Source organism: Pantoea sp. X-Soil-ISGK-275, from assembly GCF_059730795.1.
Window position 1 is genome coordinate 1,484,332 of the sequence record NZ_AP035976.1, and the last position, 22,499, is coordinate 1,506,830.

Sequence of the window (22,499 nt, forward strand, 5' to 3'; positions counted from 1 at the left end):
TGTAGATATGCTTAACTCAGTGAGCGACGCGCGCTCTCATTAAGCGCCGCGCCTGCGTTGCTCGTCTGCGAACGTGATCCGAGTTGTGTAAGCTGACGTGTTTTGCTTAAATGTTGGGTCGGTAAAGGTAAGTACTTATCTTCACTGAAAATTTCAAATCGCACTGATAGTGAATCCTTACTGCCAGGGCAGAAGTGGATAATGTGAGAGCAGACATATGCAAGAGATCGTCAAAGGTTTTCTGAATTTTCAACAGAATGTGTTCCCTGAAAGGAAGGATCTTTTCAAAAGTTTGGCATCCAACCAAAATCCCAAAGCCCTGTTTATCTCCTGCTCAGACAGCCGTCTGGTGCCAGAGCTGGTGACGCAGTCGGAGCCGGGTCAGCTGTTCGTGATCCGTAACGCCGGGAATATCGTGCCACCGTTTGGTCCAGAGCCGGGCGGCGTGTCCGCCACCATTGAGTATGCGGTTGTGGCTTTGGGCGTGACCGAAATTATTATTTGTGGTCACTCCAACTGCGGTGCTATGAACGCGATTGCTTCCAATGCCGATCTGGAAACCATGCCCGCGGTTGACCACTGGTTGCACTACGCCAACGCGGCGAAAGCGGTGGTGGAAGAGCGCAACTACGATTCGGTTGAGAAACGTCTCAACGAAATGGTGAAAGAGAACGTGATTGCACAGCTGAACAATATCAAAACACACCCTTCTGTGGCGGTCGCGCTGCGTAAAGGCAAAGTGCGCCTGCACGGGTGGGTTTATGATATTGAGAGTGGTGGCATCATTGCGCTGACCAAAGGCGGTGAATCCTTTATTTCACTGTCGGAAAACCCGGAAACCTGCTTCGAGTAATTCCGCCTAACCACCTGCAATGCAGGTGGTTTTTCCTCGCATTTCGCTAATATTTCCCCCCGCGCTGAAAACCAACTTCTACACTTGAGAAGCAATTACCTCTGATAAGGGCTCTCTCATGCGATTTCCCCTTTGTGTTCCCGTGTTAACGCTGGCGCTGCTGGCTGCGGGCTGTACCTCTCATGTGGCCGACAAAAAACAATATTCCGGCTTCCTCGGCGATTATAGTCAGCTGCAATCGACCCAATCGCCAAGCGGTAAACCGACGCTGCGCTGGATCTCTCCCGATTATCACGATGCCGATTATCGTGGCGTGGTTTACACGCCGGTGGTCTATTATCCGGCGGCGCACCCGACTGCGCGTATCAGCCAGCAAACGCTGGATGAGGTGCGCAGTTACACCGATAGCCAGCTGAAGCGGGCGATTTCTGAACGCAAGCCGCTGGTGACCACCAAAGGCCCGCGTACGTTGCTGGTGAAAGCGGCGATTACGGCGGTATCGGCAGAAAATGAAGGCGTGCAGTTCTACGAAGTGGTGCCGATTGCTGCCGTGGTCGCCAGCACCATGGCGGCAACCGGACATCGCACACAAGAGAGCTCGCTGTTCCTCGAAATCGAAGCGGTGGATGCACAAACCGGCAAGCCGATGATTAAAGTAGTGCGCAAAGCCTTCGGCAAAACCCTACCGAATAACAACACGCCAATTACCCTCACCGATCTCCGTCCAGGCATTGACGAGATGGTACGCGACACGTTGGCGTTCTCCGTGCCGTGAACCTGTGCCCGGCCGTGTGCCGGGCTTAATGTTTTGTAAATCCTGCACATCCTTTGTCACGCGCTGACTACCCTTAACGGCAGACCGTGATAAAGGAGAATGCCATGCGTTTACTGCCCGCCGCGCTGCTGTTTGGCGCTTTAAGCACGTCCTTACCGTTATTCGCTGCCGATGTGCAGGTTCAGGTGCTGCAGGATAAGCTCGATCATCCTTGGTCCGTGGCTTTTCTGCCCGACAATCAAACGCTGTTAATTACTGAACGATCCGGCCAGCTGCGCAGCTGGCAGCCGGGCAAAGGCCTGTCGCAACCGATCGGCGGCGTGCCGAAGGTGTGGGCGAATCGTCAGGGCGGCCTGCTGGATGTGGTGCTGGCGCCGGACTTTGCCCAAAGCCGCCGCGTGTGGCTCAGCTACACCACCGCCGATGCCAGCGGCCGCGCCGGCGGCGTGGTGGGTTATGGCCGATTAGGCGATGACAATCGCCAGCTGAGCGACTTTAAAGTGGTGCTGGAGCAAACGCCGAAGTTGTCGAGTGGCGCCAATATCGGCACGCGACTGGCGTTTGATCGTCAGGGTTTTCTCTATATCGCCTTCGGTGACAATTTCGCCAGCAGCAGCGCGCAGCAGCTGGATAAGCTCTCCGGCAAAATTGTGCGTCTGACCAAAGACGGTGAAATCCCGCCGGACAACCCGTTTGTTAATCGCCAGGGCGCGCGTGCTGAAATCTGGTCTTACGGCATGCGCAATCCGCAAGGGCTGGCGCTCAATCCGTGGACGCAGCAAATGTGGGAAAGCGAACACGGCCCGCGCGGCGGCGATGAGGTAAACATTCCGCAGAAGGGCAAAAATTACGGCTGGCCGCTGGCAACATACGGCATTGATTACAGCGGGCAGAAAGTGCCGGAAGCGAAGGGCAGTGAAGTCGAAGGTACCGAGCAACCGCTGCACTACTGGAAAGTCTCGCCCGCCATCAGCGGCATGGCGTTCTACAATAGCGCGCGCTTCTCGCAATGGAAAAACTCACTGTTTATCGGCGCGTTGAAGGAGAAGAGTTTGATTCGCCTGCAGGTGAATGGCGAAAAAGTGGTGGAGGAGCAGAGATTGCTTCAAGAGCGTGGCGAGCGTATTCGTGATGTACGACAAGGCCCGGATGGCTATCTCTACGTGCTAACCGATGAATCCAACGGCAAGCTGCTGAAAGTGGGGCTACCAGACTCGGCCAGCGCCCCACGCGGTTAACTTAGCGTGCCCAGTTACACACTTCCCATCCGCGCTGCTGTGCTTCCTGCAGCAGCAGCGAATTGGGATTCACCACCCATGCATGGTCGGCATGCGCCAGCAGCGGTAAATCATTCATTGAATCGCTGTAAGCCCAGGTGCGTTCAAAGCGTTGGTCCTGCTGTAACGCTTTCCAGTCGCTGAGGCGCGTCACTTTGCCTTCGCGATAGGTCATGGTGCCGTAAGTTTGCCCGCTGTAGCGTTCATCCACCACTTCAACGCCAATTGCCAGTGCGCCGTGAACACCAAGTCGCTCGGCGATGGGAACAGCAAGATGATCGCCGCTGGCGGTAATGATCATCACCGTGTCGCCGCGCTGCTGATGCCACTCAATACGCTCGCGGGCGGCGGGAAAAACGCGCGGCATGATGTCGCGATGGATAAAGCGGCGTACCCAGCCTTCAACGGTCATGGTGGCCATACCGGCGAGTGGCGCCAGCGTGGTGTTCATGTACTCTTCAATCGATAACGTACCGGTGTGATATTTCTCCATCAGGATTTTCTCCTGCTGGATGATCTCTTCGGGGGCAAATCCCTGTGAAACCAACCAGCGCAGCCACAGGCTGGTGCTGTCTTCACAAATCAGGGTTTCGTCCAAATCGAAAATGGCTAAGTCCATCGCGGCTCTCCTCAGGCTGACTGAATTCAGGTTAGCGGAAATTTGTGACTGGCTTAACCGTTCTGCGAAAAATCGGAATTACACGCAAAATTTTTCAATAGTCAGATGGGCAAAAGTGGCGGCGCTGCGCGGTTGGTGCCAGGGTTACTCTAATAAACTCTATAAAACTTTACGATTGGACGGTTTTTTTCGCTGGCCTGAACCGTTAGCGTGGGATGAGACATGTCTTATCTGCAAAAAACCAAGATTTAACAAGGACAATCTGGTCATCCTCATGAGAAAAAACACCTTCGCTACTGCATGGCGGCCTCTGGCTGCATCGTCACTATTATTACTTTTCATTCCTATTTCAACGCTGGCAGAACAAGCTCCAGCCGCTCCGCAGATAGACGCCAAAGCCTGGATCTTAATGGATTACAACAGCGGCAAAGTGCTGGCGGAATCCAATGCCGATCAGCGCCTTGACCCCGCCAGTTTGACCAAAATGATGACCAGCTATGTGGTCGGCCAGGCGCTGAAATCGGGCAAGATTACCAACGATGACATGGTCACTATCGGGCAGGATGCATGGGCAACCGGCAATCCCAAACTGCGCGGTTCATCGCTGATGTTCCTCAAACCCGGCGATCGCATTCCGGTCTCTGAACTGAATAAAGGCGTGGTGATTCAATCTGGCAACGACGCTTGTATCGCATTGGCTGATTATGTTGCGGGCAGCCAGGATTCGTTTATCGGGTTGATGAACAACTATGTCAAAGCCTTTGGCCTGCAAAACACCCACTTTATGACGGTACACGGCCTGGATGCTGAAGGGCAATACAGCACCGCGCGCGACATGGCGATTATCGGCCAGCGCCTGATTAGCGATGTGCCGGAAGAGTATGCGATCAACAGCGAAAAAGAGTTCACCTTCAATAAGATTAAGCAGATGAACCGCAACCGTCTGCTGTGGAGCACCAATCTCAAGGTGGATGGCATTAAAACCGGTCACACCTCCGGCGCGGGTAACAATCTGGTGGCGTCGGCAACCGAAGGCGATATGCGGCTGATTTCCGTGGTGCTCGGTGCGGCAACCGATGCCACGCGTTTCCGCGAAAGTGAAAAGTTGCTGACGTGGGGCTTCCGCTTCTATGAAACCGTGACGCCGATTAAGGCCGATAAACCGTTTGCGCAGCAGCGCGTTTGGTTTGGCGATCGCAGCCAGGTCAATCTTGGCGTCGCAAAAGACGCCGCGATCACCGTGCCAAAAGGGCAGATGAAAAACCTCAAGGCCAGCTTTACCCTGAATTCACCGCAGCTGGAAGCGCCGCTGGAGAAGAATCAGGTGGTGGGCACTATCGATTTCCAGCTGGATGGCAAAACCATTGAGCAACGTCCGCTGGTGACGATGGAGGCGGTGCCGGAAGGTGGCTTTGTTGGCCGCATTTGGGATTTCATCATGATGAAATTCCACGGCTGGTTCGGGAAGTGGTTTAGTTGAGACAAAAACGGTGCGCTTGATGCGCACCGTTTTTTACAGGCTCGCCATTAATGGCGACCCCATCGCTTACTCACGAATCCACCCTTTCTTAATCGGCATGGCGAACAGCGCGCGATACACCTGATGCGTGAACGCCAGCATGCGTTCGCCATACAGCTGCCACGCCATGTGCGACGCCAGACAACCCAGCAAGCCGACCAGGAATCCGCCCAGCATATCCAGCGGCCAGTGCACGCCAAGATAGACGCGTGACCAGGCGATGGCGCTGCCTATCACCAGCAACACCACACCTGACCAAAGGCGATGCCAGAAGATGAATGCCAGCGCAAAGGTGAAAATGGTGGTGCCGTGATCGCTCGGATAGGAATCATCGGGTCGGTGTGACAGTAACTGATGGCCAAAACCAATAGCGAACGGACGCGGATGCGGCAGCAACTGCCCGACGCACCACGAAATGCTCAGCGCATACAACAGCGCCATGCCGGTTTTTAGCACCAGCTCGCGTTGAGACTGCACCTGATCGCGCGGTCCCCACAGCCACAGCGCCACAATCAGCAGCGGCACGATGGCTATCACATCTTTGGCGATAAAGGTCGCCAGAGTGATCAGCCACTGCGGTGAATCCTCTGTGGCGTTGATCCATAAAAAGAGCGTGTGGTTCAATGCTTCCATCACGATTCCTTGTCCTCGTCTTGTTTACCCAAAAAACTGCAGCGCAAAATTGTCTGCAAAATAAGCGTGATAGCTTAAAAGCCGCGCGCCTATGCGTACATAGTCACGCTCTTAATCTTATCGCGGGTTGTTGGAGTGTTTAAGTTTGATGAAAGTTGCATAAAGATTTGCGGGTGCGCAGCGGGCGAAAAAATGACGCCCACCTCAAAAGGTTAAAAGTGTGAAGGCTAGGGTGAGTTAATCTCGGCATCAAATATCAGCGTAGCGCTTCCGCGCCAAGTACTGCCGGGATAATTACCCATGCGCAAACTTTCGACCTCATTGACACTAAACTTTACTGTCGATAAATAGCCGTTAATGTATGATCTTGGTTCAAAAACATAACCGGGAGTATGTATTGAACGAACATATATCGGCCAATTAGTAATATCTTCACCACTATCACGTTCCATAACAAAGGGTATTGTTATTGTTGTATCAACTTGCACGAGGGTATCGTCACCGTCCCTTTGCATAGCACAACTGTTGAGCACTTTATGCTGGCATTCGAGATAGACGCTGAATGGCGCTGAAGCTGTGCTTCTAAAAGAACCCGTACCCTCAAGCCTAAATTGTGTTGCGCCGCCTGAAGTCCAATCCTGCCAGCCACCAGGTGGAATCATAGGTACTTTTTCGGAACCGACCATTTCAAATTTTAATTCATGTTCGATCTGAGCTTCAATTTTAATTTCCAGTATATTATCGGAGTAATCCCCCGCTCCTAAATCAATCTGCTGTCCGTTTCCTACGGAGTAACTAACGGATCCCTTAAATGTTCCATTAGGCATATTCATCGGGGAACTGCTTTTCATCTCATAACCGACAGAAATATCACTAATCTTGAAATCTGTATAATTCATATTAACTACGTTTCTATAGCAAGAGGCAGGCAAGGAGCTATGGTTCCATGCAAATCGAAAGTAACTGTTTGCAATTCCTGCTCCTATCGTGCCACCGCACCCACCTTGAGGGTTACCGCCAGCTGAATTAAAATCAGCAGTAACAAAACCGCCTCCGGAGCGTGAGAAGCGTTGACCGATCAGCATTAAGCGAAATTGGACGGTAATTGACTGGCCAGTTTCATCATCAGTTAATGATATAGTTTTCCAGTTCGCATCTAATTTCTGAAAAACACGTTCATTATTATTGTTACTTCCAGCGATAAGGGAACGATTATTGACATTCAGATTGGTGGCAATTGAAAAAACACCTTCACCACAAAACTTTTGATAATCCAGGCAAAAGCCCGCAACCGGTGTGGTATTTTCGAACTTATCGACTTGAGGATTGGCTGCTGAGGGGCGAAATTCAGCAGTTACATTTAATTTTTCTGCGCGAACTGATGTTGAAAAAAATAAAAAAGAACTCAAAAACAAAATAGCCCCATAAAAAACAGACCTTAATAAGGTGTGCGGGAAGTTTTTACTGGATTTGATTTTCACCGGTAGTTCCAAAGTAAGTGATAAATGAAGGGGTGATGAGTTTAAACAACCTCCATCATCATGATGAATGACGTTTTCTACAGGCAATCTTATCTTAATAAGACCTTGAGGGAAAACGAGAGCACTCTCAAAATGTAAGATATATATCAGAATTTAATGCACATTATATTCGAGATGTTCATCCATGGTTTGAAGGTTGAGAAGGTTTTGTCTTATCGTCTTGCTTTGAGAGTGCTCTCATAGAGTGAACTAAAAAGGTTTTGGCATATTACCCCCCATCAAATAAGTGCTGCCTAACAAGGACAACAGTTTACCGGCGGCGCTCATTCTAATGAGGTTACTATGTTTAAAATTATTCTTGTCTTAGCACTGGCGGGAGCAAGTTTGCACGCTGCTGCTATCCCTAAAATTACGGTGGGTTCGATGTATGATTTTATTGAAAGCGATAAGAGTACATTGCTAAAAAGAATTCGTAATAGTGGTGATGACACCGGTTATGTCCGAGTTGATGTGAGTGAAGTGACTTACCTGCCGAACGGCGGAAAGTCAGAGAAAAAAATCGATGCTACAGCGGCGGCAAGTGGAAAAGTTGATGGATTAATCTTTACGCCATCGCGCATGATAATCCCGGCAAATAGCATGCAAACCGGAAGGTTAGTGGTTGTAGGAAAAAGAGATAAAGAGCGTTATTACCGCGTTCGATATATTCCTGTCATGCCGAAGGACCAATATGAGTTCGGTCAGTCAAAAAAACAGTATGATGAATATAAGAAATCACTCAATGCAGGCGTAAGCATATTAACCGGTTACGGTGCAATGGTGATAGTACGACCTGAAAATGTCGTATTTAATACCGATATCGCGCAGCGTGATAATAAAATCATTATCACCAATAAAGGTAACAGCAGTATCAAACTTGAAGGCATTAAATTATGTCAGGGGGGTAAATGTGGTGATGCATCTTCAGTTATTCTCATGCCAGGTAAGCAACATAATTTGAAGCAAGAAAGTCAAAAAAACTGGCAATTTACTTTGCTGGAAGGTAGTAAAAAAACACCGAAGAAATTCGGATAATTCCCTCTTTAAAATGAGTTAACACCATGAAAGTTTATTATAAATCTTTAATTGCTAGTCTGGTCGCTGTAAGTTCACTGGCCGTTGCTGTAGACAAACAACAAGAGCTAACTTTTGAATTAGAAGCCACTATCCCATCAGAACGTTCATACGTTAAATTTTCTGACCCTGGTTTTGGTTCAACTAAGCAGGAAATGGTTTGGGATGAAGATGCTTATATTCTGAATAATGTCTCAACTAATCTACAGGCGCGCAATACTGAAGGGAAAATTAGCGCGCACCTTCTAAGTGCTGCAGTATTAGAACATGAAGATACTCCAGCGAATAATATTCCATTAACTATCCGGGTTGGTTCTACGGATCTTGGTGTTGGGCCAACAATGGCTGCCGAGATACTTACAGCAGCCAATGCTGCTGATGAAAAAACATTGCCATTAGTGGTGAGTCCTACTGGCACTCCAACTTATGAGGGCGGCAACTACACTGGCGAAGTTACCATGGTATTCGATCACGAAATTCCTTAATTGCTTTCTGATAAAAAGGACGCATTCTGCGTCCTTTTTTTAGCGGATAAACTCATGTTGTTACTTAATAAAAAAACTCTGGCTATCGCCGTGGCGCTATTTATGCTGCCACTGACGGTATCTGCGGTGCCCATGGAAGATCTGGTAACTCAGGCAGATAATCTGCCGGAAGATTTCAGTGCACACTTCTTTGATGCACCGCTGTTGACGAAAGTTGAGCTGGATGGTGAATATTTAGGTGACGCCATGATTTTATTATCTCGTGCCAAAACCGTTCAGTTAGTAAAATTCACCGAATTTTCTGAAAGTAAATTACCCGCTGCCGCACGTAGTCGCTGGAGTAATATATTTAAAAATGCATTTCCTCTCGGTAAATGTGAACAAGAGAGTGCAGAAGGGTTAATTAGCCTGCATTACAGCTTGGCCAATACCACGTTATATATCAGCTCCTCAGCGGCAAAAGAGGAAAAAGGCAAAGTGAAGCATATTGCCTTGCCTGAACAAGGCAGCAGTGGATTGATATTACGCAACCAACTTAACCTGATTGGCGGTGAACAGCAGCCTTGGTCGGGGTATCAAGGGTTGCAGTTGGAAGGCAGCATTGGCAAATGGACCGCGCAAGCCAGCAGCCAGCTCAGTCGCAGTGACATTGAAAACAGTAAAACCGATGCACGTGTAAGTTCACTCTTTTTACAGCGTGAACTGCCCGGCACAGCGGTACGTGCTGGGTTATTTATGCCGGATTCTCAAGGGATCCTGCGACAACCGGTGATGCCTGGCCGCAGCAGTGTGAATACCGTCGCAGGTGTGATGGTAGGGAGTTCCGACACCTTATTGGAAAGTCAGGCGCAGGCCAGTCTTTATCCCGTTTATGTCACCGCTAACCGCGATTCGATTGCCGAAATTTATCGTGATGGTGTGCTGATTAACAGCCAACCCGTGCAGACGGGGATGCAGCAATTGGATACCACTGTTTTGCCCGGCGGCATTTACGGCGTTGAAGTGCGGCTGGTCGAAGATGGCCGTGAAATCAGCCGTACGGAAGAGACCATCTATAAACCCACCAGCTGGCGCAATCCCGATCGTCGCTGGCAGTACAATCTTTATGGCGGTGTAGAGAAGCAACTCGGTAATAACCGCTATAACCAGGCGGATGGCGATGCGGCCTTCGGTATCAGCACCAATTATCTGTTGCATCCAAAGGTGATTGTGGGCGGCGCAGCGCAACGTAATGCGGGCAGCAATCAGTTGGGTGTTTCAACTGATATCCAATCCAGCCAGAGTACGCGTTTGTACGGTAGCGCGGGTGTCAGTGACCAATGGGGTTCACGTTTTGATAGCCAGTTCAGCTGGCAGGTCCAACCGCAGACCAGTTTGCTGCTGAACCACAGTCAGAGCTGGTATCAGGATGAGAGCAGTCGCTGCTCGGTGAGTACGTGTAAGACCAACAAACAGCACAACAGCGGAGCGACGGTTAATCATCGTCTGGGGAACGGTGATTCACTGTCACTGCGTGGAACACACAACAGCCGTGAGAATGGCGTGGGCGTTGATGCCAACTGGCGCACGCGTCTTTCCGTGAAAGATACGCCGGTCTCGCTCACGTTGAACGTATTTGATCGTCCTTATGCTCAGAATGGCGCATCACGCAACCGCGGAGCCCATCTCAATCTGTCGTTCTCACTCGGCGAGAATAAACGCAACGTGACGGCTTCCTTAGGCAGCCGTAATGACAATCGCGGCGGACGTGAAATGTTTGCTTCAGCAGGAGTGGTGCAATCTTTCGAAAATGGCCCAATCGAGCGCCTTTCCGCTGGGGTAACCGGCGATCAATATGGTCTCGGCGGCAATCTTTATAGCGACTTCAAGCACCGTTATGCCAGCGGTTCGGTGTATGCCCAGCAATCCAGCGCATCACAATCGTTGAGTGGCGGCATCAATATGAACAACACGCTGGCGATTGGCGGTGGAAAAGTGTCTGCCAGCCACAGCCCAGAGAGCTGGGCAAGTCACACCGGCATGATTATTGATGTCGAAAGTGACGATCCTAACGTCAGATTAAAAGCCTGGGATAGCAATGGCACCAGCAGCACGCTACGCGCGGGACGCAATTTTGTGCCGGTGAATGCGTGGAAGTCTGGGCAACTGCAAATTGATTTTGTCGGTAATGATGGTCCGGCGCTAAAAATCTGGCCTGCAGAGCTGCCTTATCACTTAAATAAAGGCGGCGTGGCGTCTGGCAAAGTACGCGTGATGAAAACCGTTACGGTGATTGGGCGTGTTATCGACAACAAAGGCGAGCCGATGTCTGGCGCAAAACTGGTCAATCATGCGGGACATGGCATTGCGGAGAGTGACGGATTCTTCGTCACCGATATGCATGAACATACGCCTGAATTGACGATTCATTCGCGTGAAGGCAAGCAATGCAAAGTCATGCTGGATACGGCGAACGCGAAACGTGAAAACAGCACGTTAATGGTGGGCGATCTTGCTTGCCGCCCAAATGACCAGAGTTAACAGGAAAAGAGAAATGACTTTCAGCCGCACACAACCACTGCGTATTTATCTGCTGGACGATCATGCCATTTTTTTGCGTGGACTTAATGCGGTGTTAACGCAGGAACCCGCACTAAAAGTAATGGGCATTTTTAGTCACAGTCGGGATTTGTGGGCGTCGTTTGCCACGACAGAAGCAGATATGTTGATTATGGACCATGCTCTTGCGCCACAAGATACTAACGGCCTAAACCTCATCAGAGAAGTGCATCTGCGTAATCAAAGTATGCGCATACTGGTGGCGTCAAACTTTTACAACAGTGCGACGGTGGCGCAGGCTTTGCGTTACGGTGCCAGTGGATTTATCAGTAAAACGGCTTCAGAGGGTGAGTTGCTGAATGCGGTGCAGGTTGCCGGCAGCGGTAACATCTATCTTGAGCCGCTTATGGCAATGCAGCTGGCACAAATTCATGAACGCGTAGTGAAGGCGGATAGGGCACCAGGCCAAAAATTACAATCGTTGCCTTTATCGTCTCAGCTTTCAGTTTTGTCACCAAAAGTACAGGACGTGATGCACTGCTTGCTGGAAGGAATGACTGTGACAGAAATCGCGGAGAAATTTTCCCGCAGCATTAAGACCATCAGCGGTCAGAAACAAGCGGGGATGCGCAAGCTGGGTCTGAAAACAGATAATGAACTCTCGCACCTACGAGATTCGTTGCAGCGACAGCGCCGATAAGTAATTAACCCGACAAATCGCAGCCATAAAAAAACCCGCAAGTCAGTGACCGGCGGGCTCCACAATTTGGGGATTTCAAAGAAAAGCAGTGGCACTTATTCAGACTGCGACCCCAGAAGAAAGTTCTGGACAGCGCAAAAATATTTTATAAAGGCAAAAGCGGCCAGATTATCACGATCAGGGTACCGGCCAGCGTCAGCAAAACATTCGCGATCGCATACGTTCCTGCGTAGCCAAGGGCCGGAATGCTGCTGCGTGCGGTATCGCTGATGATCTCCATCGCTGGCGCACAGGTGCGCGCGCCCATGATGGCACCAAACAGTAGCGCGCGGTTCATGCGCAGCACATAAGCGCCGAACAGATAGCAAATCACCACTGGCAGCAAACTCACCAGTAGGCCACTTACCAGCATCAACGCACCGGCGCTGCCAAAACCGTGTTGCAAACCGCTGCCCGCGCTCAGGCCAACGCCCGCCATAAACACCATCAAACCAAACTCTTTCACCATCGTCAGCGCACCCTGCGGGATATAGCCAAAGGTGGGATGGTTGGCGCGCATAAAGCCGAGCATGATGCCCGCGAACAACAAACCGGCGGCGTTACCGATGCCAAAGCTGAAGTTGCTGAACTGGAAGGTGATCATGCCGATCATCAAGCCGACGATAAAGAAGGCGCAGAAGGCGAGCAGATCGGTGATTTGGCTGTGAATGGCGATAAAGCCAATGCGATCGGCCAGGCTTTTCACGCGACGTGCTTCACCGCTTACCTGCAGCACATCACCTTTGTTGAGCATAATGCTGTCATCGATTGGCATCTCGATCTGGCTGCGAATCACGCGGTTAAGGAAGCAGCCGTGATCGGTCAGTTTGAGATGGCTCAGGCGCTTGTTCACCGCGTTATGGTTTTTCACCACGATCTCTTCGGTGACGATGCGCATATCCAGCAGATCGCGATCGAATACCTCTTTGCCGTTACGGAAGCTAGGATCCAGGCGTGCATGCGCATCGGGATAACCCACCAGCGAGATATCGTCGCCCAGTTGCAGCATCGCGTCACCGTCCGGGCTGGCGAGAATACCGTTGCGGCGCAGACGTTCAATGTAGCAGCCGGTCTGGCGATGAATGCCCAGCTCGCGAAGGTTTTTGCCGCCGCTCCACTCCACCAGTTCCGGGCCGACGCGATAGGCGCGGATAACCGGCAGAAACACTTTGCGCTGGCTGTCGGCGTCAAGGCCGCGCTCACGTGCGATTTGCTGCGCGCAGGTTGGCAGATCCTGATGTTGCAGGCGCGGCAGATAACGCGCGCCAAAAATCAGGCTGACTAAACCCACCAGATAGGTGAGTGCATAACCGAGGCTGAGATTATCCTGCATCAAGGTGAGCTGATGGCTATCGCTGATGCTTTGCCGCAGCGTATCGCCAGCGCCCACCAGCACCGGCGTCGAGGTCATCGAACCAGCTAACATGCCCGCGGTTAAACCAATATCCCAGCCGAATACCTTGCCAAGCGTCAGCGCGATTAACAGCGCACTGACCACCATGACAATCGCCAGGAAGAAGTAATTTTTACCGTCGCGGAAAAATATCGAGAAAAAGTTAGGTCCGGCTTCCACGCCGACACAAAAAATAAACAACATAAAGCCAAGACTTAATGCGTCAGTATTAATGGCGAAGTGCTGTTGACCTAAAATCAACGAAACAACCAGCACGCCAATGGAATTACCGAGTTGGACCGAACCGAGGCGTAATTTACCTAAGCAGAGTCCGAGTGCTAAAACGACAAATAATAACAGAACGTCATTTCCGCTTAACAATTCTGCGACGTTAATGTTCACGGTTTAACTTCTTCTTAACCTTTAACACGTTGATGAAAGTGACTTTTTTCGCTATCTTGTGCCGAACGTTAAGGTTCCTGCAACAAAAGCGTTCAAGCCGAAATTTAAAGCGGCGTCATTCTAATCATAATTAACACCCTCAGCTATCGGCAGTTTTCATTCCTTTCGCCTCCAGCTGTTTCTTTTTATTTCCAGTCGTGCGCATCAGGGCAGAAAAAGTTTCATAATTGTTAACGTCAAAGTTGAGGATAATTATGTTGCAGCGCAATAATCGCTGGCCAGCATCGATTCTGGGCGTGATGCTTTATACGCTGGTGTTTATTTATGCACATCATTTCTGGGCCGCCGCCAGTGAACAAGCCGTGCGCGGACAGCCAGAATTACTGCTTTTTTTACTGCCGGGATGTTTGATGGCGCTACTGCAGGCGGAAAGTCCGCTGATCAGCACCTTGTGGGTGGCGCTGGGCGGTACGCTGCTGGGCATGATGTGGTTAATGCTGGCGGTGCCAATCACGCATAGCGGCTTGTTGATTGTGGCCTGGAGTTTAAGTGCGCTGTTCTGGGCGGGATGTGGAGCGCTGCTGGTGCGCTTGCTGCGGATTATGCTGGCGATGCGTGCCGAATAGCACCAGCCAAAACGGGCCCGCAGGCCCGTTCTCTTATGCTTCGATACCCAGGTTTTCTTTGGTCCAGGCCGCGAATTCGGTGTAACCACCAATGTGCTGATCGTCGAGGAAAATCTGCGGCACGGTTGTCACCGGCTTGCCGGCACGGGCTTCCAGATCGGCTTTAGTAATGCCGGTGGCCTGAATATCAACGTATTGATAGTTGAAATCGTCGCGCTCGCTGGTGAGCCTGGCGGCCAACTCTTTCGCACGTACGCAGTAAGGGCAGCTAGAACGGCCAAAAATCACTGCAATCATTGCTTCTCTCCTTCCGCTGCTGTTTTGTGACTAGAATCACATCACAGCGTGAATAATGCGTCACATCATGCCCGCCCATCCTGCTTAATGAAAGAAGAAGTTACCTGTTATTCTGATACCTGCTGCCTATGCAGATGCTAAAACTGATTGAACGCCAAGGGAACCTTCGCATGCGTGATCTCGCTAGATTACCGAAACCCGTGTTGCTGCTCGAAGTGCTCGGCGTGCTTGCCGTGATTGGGGCATTATTGCTGACCAACGATTGGGTGAGCGCGCCTGATCTCATCGCGAAAAAGCCGCTGGCGACGCTGCTGTTTTTTCTCGGCATCGCGCTGATGCTGCCTGCCGCATGGATGATGATGTGGCGCACGGCGAAGGCGATGGCTCCACAATTGTTCAATCATTCCAACAAAAAGAAGTAACCACCGGAGAGGATTTATGACGCCGACTATCGATTTACTGTGCAGCCACCGTTCCATTCGCGCTTTTACCGAACAGGGCATTGATGAGGCGCAACGCAGCGCCATTATTGCAGCGGCACAAGCGGCTTCGACCTCCAGCTTTTTGCAGTGCTCCTCGATTATTCGTATTACCGATCCCGCAAAGCGCGAGCAGCTGGTACAGCTGACCGGCGGCCAGCCTTGGGTCAGCGCGGCAGCGGAGTTTTGGGTGTTCTGCGCGGATTTCAATCGTCATCAGCAGATCTGCCCGGATGCGCAACTCGGGCGCGCTGAACAGCTGCTGCTCGGCTGCGTTGATACCGCGCTGATGGCGCAAAATGCCATGGTGGCGGCGGAATCGCTGGGCCTTGGCGGCGTATTCATTGGCGGGATTCGTAATAGCATCGCTGAAGTAACCGAGTTGCTGGAACTGCCGAAGTTTGTGCTGCCGCTGTTCGGCTTCTGCGTCGGTCATCCGGCTGATGCGCCGGACGTCAAGCCACGCATGCCGCAAGCGATGCTGGTGCATGAAAATAGCTATCAGCCCGTCGATAAAAAGGTGCTGGCACAGTACGATGAGCAAATTACTGCCTATTATCAGCAACGTGATAGCAACCAGCGTTCCGAAACCTGGAGCCAGCTGATTCAACGCCTGATTATTAAAGAAACGCGTCCCTTCATACTGGATTACCTGCATCAGCAGGGCTGGGCGACGCGCTAAGCACAAGGAACTTTGCAATGAAAATGGCCATTCTCACCCGCGATGGATCGATCTATTCGTGTAAGCGTCTGCGCGACGCTGCGGAGGAGCGTGGTCATCAGGTGCAGATCATCGATCCGCTCTCCTGCTACATGAACATCAATTCCGATTCACCGGCGGTGCACTATCGCGGCGAGACGCTGGGGCATTTTGATGCGGTGATCCCGCGCATCGGCACCGCCACCACCTTTTACGGCACCGCCGTGCTGCGCCAGTTTGAGGTGCGTGGCAGCTATCCGCTCAATGAATCAGTCGCCATTACCCGCGCGCGCGACAAGCTGCGCTCGCTGCAGCTGCTGGCGCGTGAGGGCATTGATATGCCGATCACCGGTTTTGCCTCCTCGCCGGATGATACCGATGACTTGATTGCGATGGTGGGCGGTGCGCCGCTGGTGGTGAAGCTGGTGGAAGGCACGCAGGGCATCGGTGTGGTGCTGGCGGAAACGCGCCAGGCGGCGGAGAGCGTGATCGACGCTTTTCGTGGCCTCAATGCGCATATTCTGGTGCAGGAGTTCATCAAGGAGGCGCAAGGGCGCGATATTCGCTGCCTGGTGATTGGCAATGAAGTGGTGGCAGCGATTGAGCGCGAGGCGAAAGAGGGCGATTTTCGCTCTAATCTGCATCGCGGCGGCAAAGCCCGCGCCGTGCACATCACCGATCAGGAGCGGGATGTCGCGGTAAAAGCCGCCAGCACGCTGGGGCTCGAGGTGGCGGGCGTGGATATCCTGCGCGCAAATCGTGGACCGCTGGTTATGGAGGTGAACGCCTCGCCCGGACTGGAAGGAATTGAGGGCATTACCGGATTAGATATCGCCACCATGATGATCGAGTGGATTGAGCAGCACGCTTGCCCCGGCTATCGTCCTAAAACCGGCGGCTAACCCGCGCTTTTCAGCGGTTTTCGTGGCATCCAGATCGGTTTTTCCGTAAGCTAAGGCGCTCATTTCTTCACCCCACAGGATATTACGATGGATTCACTGGTCGTTCCGGACATTGACGTGCTGCGTCGCTGGCTGGATCAACAAAATATCACCTGGTTTGAATGCGATGCCTGTCAGGCACTGCATCTGCCGCATATGCAGAATTTTGACGGGGTGTTTGATGCAAAAATTGACCTGGTGGATAACGTTATTCTCTTCTCTGCGCTGGCAGAAGTAAAACCGACGGCGCTGATTCCGCTGGTGGGCGATTTATCGCAGATCAACGCCAGCTCGCTCACCATTAAAGCCTTTGTTGATATTCAGGACGACAATCTGCCGAAGCTGATTGTCTGCCAGTCGATCAGTACCAGCGCCGGATTAACCTTCGGTCAGTTCTCCCACTTTATGAAGCAGAGTGAAGAGGGCGTTTCTATGGTGATCATGGAAGCCTTTGCTAACCACTTGCTGGTGGTCGAAGAAGAAGAGGAGCGACAACCCAGCTCCAGCAGCCACGCGATGCTGCACTGAGTTCCCCGCCTCGCTAACTGCCGCTTTTTGCGGCAGTTTTCATTTTTGCCCCACCACTTTTTATTCTGCACTTTGCCCTTTATTGCCAGATATTAGTCGTGCTTTATGCCACTAACGCCAAACCCCATAGCAGAAACATGCATAACGTATCGCGAAAAGGCGTTTTTTAAGCTGGGATCTGGTGCAGGTGGTGCGGGGGGGCTATTCTTGCGGGGCTGCTTGAGACGTGCAACCTCAGCGCAGGTATAGGTTTTTGCTATTAAACTCCCGCTGAATATTGATTCATTGTGTGCCTGTGATTTAACAGAAAACGCAACGTCCGGATCGCCGTGTATGCAGCGTTGTGATGACCCGCTCAGGAGGAAGTAAAACATGTTCAACCAACGTAAAAAATGGTTGTCAGGTGTGGTTGCTGGTGCATTGATGGCTGCGGCCGGCGGTGCGCAGGCCGAAGGTAGTACGGTTCATGTGTATAACTGGTCCGATTATATCGCGGCGGATACCGTGCCGAACTTCGAAAAGCAGACCGGCGATAAAGTGGTTTATGACGTCTTTGACTCCAACGAAGTGTTGGAAGGGAAACTGATGGCCGGTAGCACCGGTTATGACGTGGTGGTGCCGTCGTCGAGCTTCCTCGCGCGTCAGCTGCAATCGGGCGTGTTCCAGGAGCTGGATAAGAGCAAGCTGCCGAACTATAAAAACCTTGATCCCGATCTGATGGCGAAAGTCGCCCAGCACGATCCGGGTAACAAATACGCGATTCCTTATCTGTGGGGCACCACTGGCATCGGCTACAACGTCGATAAAGTGAAAGCCGCACTGGGCAAAGATGTGCCGCTGGATAGCTGGGATCTGGTGCTGAAACCAGAAAACCTGGAAAAACTCAAAGGCTGTGGCGTCTCCTTCCTCGATGCCCCGGAAGAGATCTTCGCTACCGTGCTGAACTACCTGGGTAAAGATCCAAACAGCTCTGACGCGAAAGATTACTCTGGCGCGGCGACCGATTTGCTGCTGAAACTGCGTCCAAACATCCGTTACTTCCACTCGTCGCAGTACATCAACGACCTGGCGAACGGCAACATCTGCGTGGCGATTGGCTGGTCGGGCGATATCCTGCAGGCGAAAGATCGTGCGGATAAAGCCAACAACGGCGTGCATCTGGGCTACATCGTGCCGAAGCAGGGCGCATTGGCGTTCTTCGACATGTTTGCGATTCCTAAAGACGCGAAAAATGTGGAAGGGGCGTATCAATTCCTCAACTACATGATGGATCCCAAAGTCATCGCTGATGTTTCCAACAACATGAACTATGCCAACGGTAACAAAGCCTCGCTGCCGCTGATCAATGCGGACGTGCGCAACAATCCGGGCATCTTCCCAACGCCGGATGCCATGGCCAAACTGTTTGTGCTCAAGGTCCAGGATCCGAAACTGGATCGTGTGCGTACCCGTGCATGGACTAAAGTAAAAAGTGGTAAGTAATTCGTTCTGAACGATTATTGCCTGAAGACGACAGCAGAGGCGCAGTGATGGCCTCTGTTGTGCCATTTTTAGCGGCTGGCTGTGCCGCGCGATTTTAGCGCCGGAGAAATGTTAGTGAACGACGCGATTCCCCGCCCCCCAAATAAAACGGCTAAGGCGATGACGCCGCTGCTGGAAATTCGCAATCTGACCAAATCTTTTGACGGGCAGCACGCCGTGGATGATGTCAGTCTGACCATTTATAAAGGTGAGATTTTTGCGCTGCTGGGCGCATCCGGCTGTGGCAAATCGACCTTGCTGCGCATGCTGGCGGGATTCGAACCGCCAACCAGCGGCCAGATTGTGCTTGATGGCCAGGATCTCTCCCATGTTCCGCCGTATCAGCGCCCCATCAACATGATGTTCCAGTCCTACGCGCTGTTCCCGCACATGACGGTGGAGCAGAACATTGCCTTTGGCTTGAAGCAGGACAAACTGCCGAAGGGCGAAATCTCTAGCCGCGTCGAAGAGATGCTGTCGCTGGTGCACATGCAGGAGTTCGCAAAGCGCAAGCCGCATCAGCTCTCTGGCGGTCAGCGTCAGCGTGTGGCGCTGGCGCGTAGCCTGGCGAAACGTCCTAAGCTGCTGCTGCTCGACGAACCGATGGGCGCGCTGGATAAAAAACTGCGTGACCGCATGCAGCATGAAGTGGTCGATATTCTCGAGCGTGTCGGCGCTACCTGCGTGATGGTAACGCACGATCAGGAAGAAGCGATGACCATGGCGGGCCGTATCGCCATCATGAACCGTGGCAAATTCGTGCAGATTGGTGAGCCGGAAGAGATCTACGAGCATCCAACCAGCCGCTACAGCGCTGAGTTCATCGGTTCGGTGAATGTGTTTGAAGGCTTGCTGCGCGAACGCGGTGAGGACGCGCTGATCATTGATGCGCCGGGCTTAGTGCATCCGCTGAAAGTGCAGACCGATGTTTCCGTGGTGGATAACGTGCCGGTGCACGTGGCGCTCCGTCCGGAAAAAGTGATGTTGTGCGAAGAAGTCCCAGCCGATGGCTGCAACTTTGCCGTGGGTGAAGTGGTTCACATCGCCTATCTCGGCGACCTGTCGATTTATCACGTGCGTCTGCGCAGCGGCCAGATGATCAGCGCACAGTTGCAAAACGCCCATCGCTACCGCAAAGGCGCGCCAACGTGGGGCGATGAAGTGCGTCTCTGCTGGGACGCCGACAGCTGTGTGGTTCTGACGGTTTAAGGGGGCGATATGAGCCAGATTTCTCAACGCAGCAAGCCCGAAGTGGTGGGCACGCCGCTGCAGCGCTGGGCAACGCGCATTAAGATGCAGCATGGCCGTAAGCTGGTGATTGCCTTGCCGTATCTGTGGCTGATCCTGCTGTTCCTGCTGCCGTTCCTGATCGTACTGAAAATCAGTTTCGCCGATATTGCGCGCGCCATTCCGCCGTACACCGATTTGGTCACCTGGGCCGATGGCGAGCTCAATCTGGTGCTCAACCTCGGAAACTACTTCACACTGACCGACGATCCGCTGTATGCCGACGCGTATCTGACGTCGCTGAAAGTGGCGGGCATCTCCACCATTATCTGCCTGATGATCGGATATCCGCTGGCGTGGGCGGTGGCGCACAGCAAGCCGTCAATGCGCACTATTCTGCTGCTGCTGGTGATCCTGCCGTCGTGGACCTCGTTTCTGGTGCGCGTATACGCGTGGATGGGCCTGCTCAACAACAACGGCATTCTTAACCGCTTCCTGATGTGGCTCGGCGTGATCGATCACCCGCTGGTGATCCTCTATACCAACACGGCGGTGTATATCGGTATCGTTTACTGCTATCTGCCGTTTATGGTGCTGCCAATTTATACCGCGCTGACGCGTATTGATTATTCGCTGGTGGAAGCCTCGCTGGATCTCGGCGCTCGTCCGTTGAAAACCTTCTTCAGCGTGATTGTGCCGCTGACCAAAGGCGGAATTATTGCCGGCTCGATGCTGGTGTTTATCCCGGCGGTCGGCGAGTACGTGATCCCGGAACTGCTCGGCGGTCCGGACAGCATCATGATTGGTCGTATTTTGTGGCAGGAGTTCTTTAACAACCGTGATTGGCCGGTAGCGTCCGCGCTGGCGGTGATCATCCTGTTGATTCTGATATTGCCGATTATCTGGTTCCACAAGCACCAGAACCGTGACGTGGGAGAGAAAGAATGAGCCAGTTACCGACCATTCGCTCTCCGTGGCGCACCGTGATTCTGGTGCTGTGCTTTATGTTCCTGTACGCGCCGATGCTGCTGCTGGTGGTTTACTCCTTCAACAGTTCGCCGCTGGTCACGGTGTGGGAGAACTTCTCGTTCCACTGGTACAAGGTGCTGTTCCAGGATCAGGCGATGCTGGATGCGGTGGGTCTCAGCCTGACCATCGCCGCGCTCTCAGCCACCATGGCAGTGGTGCTTGGCACCATGGCGGCGGTGGTGATTGTGCGCTTTGGTCGCTTCCGTGGGCATAACGGTTTCGCATTTATGCTGACGGCGCCGCTGGTAATGCCCGATGTGATCACCGGTTTATCGTTGCTGCTGCTGTTCGTGGCGATGGGTAATACCTTTGGCTGGCCGAGCGATCGCGGCATGCTGACCATCTGGCTGGCGCACGTGACCTTCTGTACCGCTTACGTGGCGGTGGTGATTAACTCGCGTCTGCGTGAGTTGGATCGCTCGATTGAAGAGGCGGCGATGGATCTCGGCGCAACGCCGGTGAAAGTGTTTTTCGTGATCACCGTACCGATGATCGCGCCCGCTATCGTTACCGGCTGGCTGCTGGCGTTTACCTTGTCGCTGGATGATTTGGTGATAGCCAGCTTCGTGACCGGCCCTGGCGCGACCACCTTGCCGATGGCGATTTTCGCTACCGTGCGTCGTGGCGTGAATCCGGAGATCAACGCCTTAGCCTCGCTGATACTGTTTGTCGTCGGTTTAGTCGGTTTTATCGCCTGGCGCTTTATGGCGCACGAAGAAAAGCAGCGTTTACGCGATATTCAGAAAGCAAAACGTGGCTGAACGCCGTAACATTAAGGTCGCCATTAATGGCGACCCTAAGTCGTAGGGTGCGCATTTATGCGCACCTCAGTTACGGAGCAATACCATGTCGGAAACCCTGAAAAACGGTTCAATGATTAACGCTACGCCGGTGCCGGTGATGGTCGCAGGCTGCGCCATCATCATTACGCGCTGCCTCAGCGTGTTGCTGCTGGCCAACGAACTGGGTTACGACGAACTTGCCAATTTAGTGCATCGCAGCGCGCAAGCCTGGGATTCCACGCTGATCTTTATCGCCAGCCAGCTGATTTTCCTGTTTGAACTGCGCTGCGCCTTTATTCTGATGCGCGGCAACAATCGTGGGCGCTGGGGCTATGTCGCGACGCAAATCATTGTGCTGATCTACATGTTGATGGCATCGGTGGGCTGGATCTACCCGGAAATTTTCAGCATCCCCGGCGAAAGTAATGCGCAAATTATTCATCACACGCTGCTGCAAAAGCTGCCGGATGTGCTGGTGCTAGCGCTGCTGTTTGTGCCCGCCAGCAGCCGCGCTTTTTTCCGCCACCGGTGATACAATCGCC

General features: G+C 52.4%; 23 protein-coding genes. 18 read left to right on the plus strand and 5 right to left on the minus strand.

The window, feature by feature from the left end; genetic code table 11:
- Positions 1 to 217 precede the first annotated feature (217 nt).
- The 3 genes from AC6I8A_RS06880 (at position 218) to AC6I8A_RS06890 (ending at position 2,866) form a co-directional block, all read left to right on the plus strand.
- Entirely contained in the window at positions 218 to 853 is a 636-nt protein-coding gene (locus AC6I8A_RS06880) for a carbonic anhydrase (RefSeq protein WP_256696054.1), read from the plus strand.
- A 118-nt stretch (positions 854 to 971) separates the two neighbouring features.
- Positions 972 to 1,628, plus strand: coding sequence for a DUF3313 domain-containing protein (locus AC6I8A_RS06885; protein ID WP_008102487.1), 657 nt, complete (start codon positions 972 to 974; stop codon positions 1,626 to 1,628).
- Positions 1,629 to 1,732: 104 nt separating this feature from the next.
- A complete protein-coding gene (locus AC6I8A_RS06890; protein WP_497818238.1) occupies positions 1,733 to 2,866 on the plus strand; it encodes a PQQ-dependent sugar dehydrogenase in 1,134 nt (377 codons plus the stop codon).
- A 1-nt stretch (position 2,867) separates the two neighbouring features.
- On the opposite strand, the gene AC6I8A_RS06895 is transcribed toward AC6I8A_RS06890, so the two are convergent.
- Positions 2,868 to 3,524: an HAD family hydrolase gene (locus AC6I8A_RS06895; RefSeq protein ID WP_256696056.1), complete on the minus strand. Its 657-nt coding sequence runs from the start codon at positions 3,522 to 3,524 to the stop codon at positions 2,868 to 2,870.
- A 274-nt stretch (positions 3,525 to 3,798) separates the two neighbouring features.
- On the opposite strand from AC6I8A_RS06895, the gene AC6I8A_RS06900 reads away from it, so the two are divergent.
- A complete protein-coding gene (locus AC6I8A_RS06900) occupies positions 3,799 to 5,004 on the plus strand; it encodes a serine hydrolase (RefSeq protein ID WP_265297193.1) in 1,206 nt (401 codons plus the stop codon).
- 66 nt (positions 5,005 to 5,070) lie between these two features.
- Here AC6I8A_RS06900 and ybjG read toward each other — a convergent pair whose 3' ends face one another.
- Both ybjG and AC6I8A_RS06910 read right to left on the minus strand, forming a co-directional pair.
- On the minus strand, positions 5,071 to 5,676 hold the full coding sequence (ybjG, locus tag AC6I8A_RS06905; protein ID WP_101760992.1) for an undecaprenyl-diphosphate phosphatase: 606 nt from the start codon (positions 5,674 to 5,676) through the stop codon (positions 5,071 to 5,073).
- Between the two features lie 227 nt (positions 5,677 to 5,903).
- Positions 5,904 to 7,157 (minus strand): hypothetical protein, encoded by a 1,254-nt coding sequence (locus AC6I8A_RS06910; protein ID WP_497818239.1) that lies wholly within the window; start codon positions 7,155 to 7,157, stop codon positions 5,904 to 5,906.
- 342 nt (positions 7,158 to 7,499) lie between these two features.
- On the opposite strand from AC6I8A_RS06910, the gene AC6I8A_RS06915 reads away from it, so the two are divergent.
- The 4 genes from AC6I8A_RS06915 to AC6I8A_RS06930 are packed head-to-tail and all read left to right on the plus strand — an operon-like array spanning position 7,500 to position 11,993.
- Positions 7,500 to 8,231 carry a fimbrial biogenesis chaperone gene (locus tag AC6I8A_RS06915; RefSeq protein ID WP_265297190.1) on the plus strand — a complete coding sequence of 244 codons (732 nt, stop codon included), beginning with the start codon at positions 7,500 to 7,502 and terminating at the stop codon, positions 8,229 to 8,231.
- Positions 8,232 to 8,257: 26 nt separating this feature from the next.
- Positions 8,258 to 8,755, plus strand: a complete 498-nt coding sequence (locus AC6I8A_RS06920; RefSeq protein ID WP_265297189.1) for a CS1 type fimbrial major subunit — start codon at positions 8,258 to 8,260, stop codon at positions 8,753 to 8,755.
- Positions 8,756 to 8,809: 54 nt separating this feature from the next.
- Complete coding sequence (locus AC6I8A_RS06925; protein ID WP_497818240.1) at positions 8,810 to 11,275, plus strand: CS1-pili formation C-terminal domain-containing protein; 2,466 nt, start codon at positions 8,810 to 8,812, stop codon at positions 11,273 to 11,275.
- A gap of 13 nt (positions 11,276 to 11,288) precedes the next feature.
- On the plus strand, positions 11,289 to 11,993 hold the full coding sequence (locus AC6I8A_RS06930; RefSeq protein ID WP_497818241.1) for a response regulator: 705 nt from the start codon (positions 11,289 to 11,291) through the stop codon (positions 11,991 to 11,993).
- A 145-nt stretch (positions 11,994 to 12,138) separates the two neighbouring features.
- Here AC6I8A_RS06930 and AC6I8A_RS06935 read toward each other — a convergent pair whose 3' ends face one another.
- Positions 12,139 to 13,827 carry an aspartate:alanine antiporter gene (locus tag AC6I8A_RS06935; RefSeq protein WP_061717183.1) on the minus strand — a complete coding sequence of 563 codons (1,689 nt, stop codon included), beginning with the start codon at positions 13,825 to 13,827 and terminating at the stop codon, positions 12,139 to 12,141.
- A gap of 254 nt (positions 13,828 to 14,081) precedes the next feature.
- Here AC6I8A_RS06935 and ybjM point away from each other — a divergent pair, with 254 nt between their 5' ends.
- Positions 14,082 to 14,453, plus strand: coding sequence for an inner membrane protein YbjM (gene ybjM / locus AC6I8A_RS06940; protein WP_256696059.1), 372 nt, complete (start codon positions 14,082 to 14,084; stop codon positions 14,451 to 14,453).
- 33 nt (positions 14,454 to 14,486) lie between these two features.
- Here ybjM and AC6I8A_RS06945 read toward each other — a convergent pair whose 3' ends face one another.
- Positions 14,487 to 14,750 carry a GrxA family glutaredoxin gene (locus AC6I8A_RS06945; protein ID WP_256696060.1) on the minus strand — a complete coding sequence of 88 codons (264 nt, stop codon included), beginning with the start codon at positions 14,748 to 14,750 and terminating at the stop codon, positions 14,487 to 14,489.
- A gap of 170 nt (positions 14,751 to 14,920) precedes the next feature.
- Here AC6I8A_RS06945 and AC6I8A_RS06950 point away from each other — a divergent pair, with 170 nt between their 5' ends.
- The 9 genes from AC6I8A_RS06950 (at position 14,921) to AC6I8A_RS06990 (ending at position 22,489) form a co-directional block, all read left to right on the plus strand.
- A complete protein-coding gene (locus AC6I8A_RS06950) occupies positions 14,921 to 15,172 on the plus strand; it encodes a DUF1418 family protein (RefSeq protein ID WP_265297186.1) in 252 nt (83 codons plus the stop codon).
- A gap of 16 nt (positions 15,173 to 15,188) precedes the next feature.
- On the plus strand, positions 15,189 to 15,911 hold the full coding sequence (gene nfsA, locus AC6I8A_RS06955) for an oxygen-insensitive NADPH nitroreductase (RefSeq protein WP_258144846.1): 723 nt from the start codon (positions 15,189 to 15,191) through the stop codon (positions 15,909 to 15,911).
- Between the two features lie 17 nt (positions 15,912 to 15,928).
- Positions 15,929 to 16,831 (plus strand): 30S ribosomal protein S6--L-glutamate ligase, encoded by a 903-nt coding sequence (rimK, locus tag AC6I8A_RS06960; protein ID WP_293795902.1) that lies wholly within the window; start codon positions 15,929 to 15,931, stop codon positions 16,829 to 16,831.
- Between the two features lie 87 nt (positions 16,832 to 16,918).
- On the plus strand, positions 16,919 to 17,398 hold the full coding sequence (locus AC6I8A_RS06965; RefSeq protein ID WP_008102469.1) for a type III secretion system chaperone family protein: 480 nt from the start codon (positions 16,919 to 16,921) through the stop codon (positions 17,396 to 17,398).
- Positions 17,399 to 17,770: 372 nt separating this feature from the next.
- Positions 17,771 to 18,880 (plus strand): spermidine/putrescine ABC transporter substrate-binding protein PotF, encoded by a 1,110-nt coding sequence (potF, locus tag AC6I8A_RS06970; RefSeq protein WP_008102467.1) that lies wholly within the window; start codon positions 17,771 to 17,773, stop codon positions 18,878 to 18,880.
- 114 nt (positions 18,881 to 18,994) lie between these two features.
- The gene (gene potG, locus AC6I8A_RS06975; protein ID WP_158238594.1) at positions 18,995 to 20,128 is read left to right on the plus strand and encodes a putrescine ABC transporter ATP-binding subunit PotG; all 1,134 of its coding nucleotides are present in this window, start codon (positions 18,995 to 18,997) and stop codon (positions 20,126 to 20,128) included.
- A gap of 9 nt (positions 20,129 to 20,137) precedes the next feature.
- Positions 20,138 to 21,094, plus strand: coding sequence for a putrescine ABC transporter permease PotH (potH, locus tag AC6I8A_RS06980; protein ID WP_256696066.1), 957 nt, complete (start codon positions 20,138 to 20,140; stop codon positions 21,092 to 21,094).
- Positions 21,091 to 21,936 carry a putrescine ABC transporter permease PotI gene (gene potI, locus AC6I8A_RS06985; protein WP_008102460.1) on the plus strand — a complete coding sequence of 282 codons (846 nt, stop codon included), beginning with the start codon at positions 21,091 to 21,093 and terminating at the stop codon, positions 21,934 to 21,936. Before potH ends, potI begins: the two co-directional genes overlap by 4 nt.
- A gap of 85 nt (positions 21,937 to 22,021) precedes the next feature.
- On the plus strand, positions 22,022 to 22,489 hold the full coding sequence (locus tag AC6I8A_RS06990; RefSeq protein WP_497818242.1) for a YbjO family protein: 468 nt from the start codon (positions 22,022 to 22,024) through the stop codon (positions 22,487 to 22,489).
- The last annotated feature ends 10 nt before the right edge of the window (positions 22,490 to 22,499 follow it).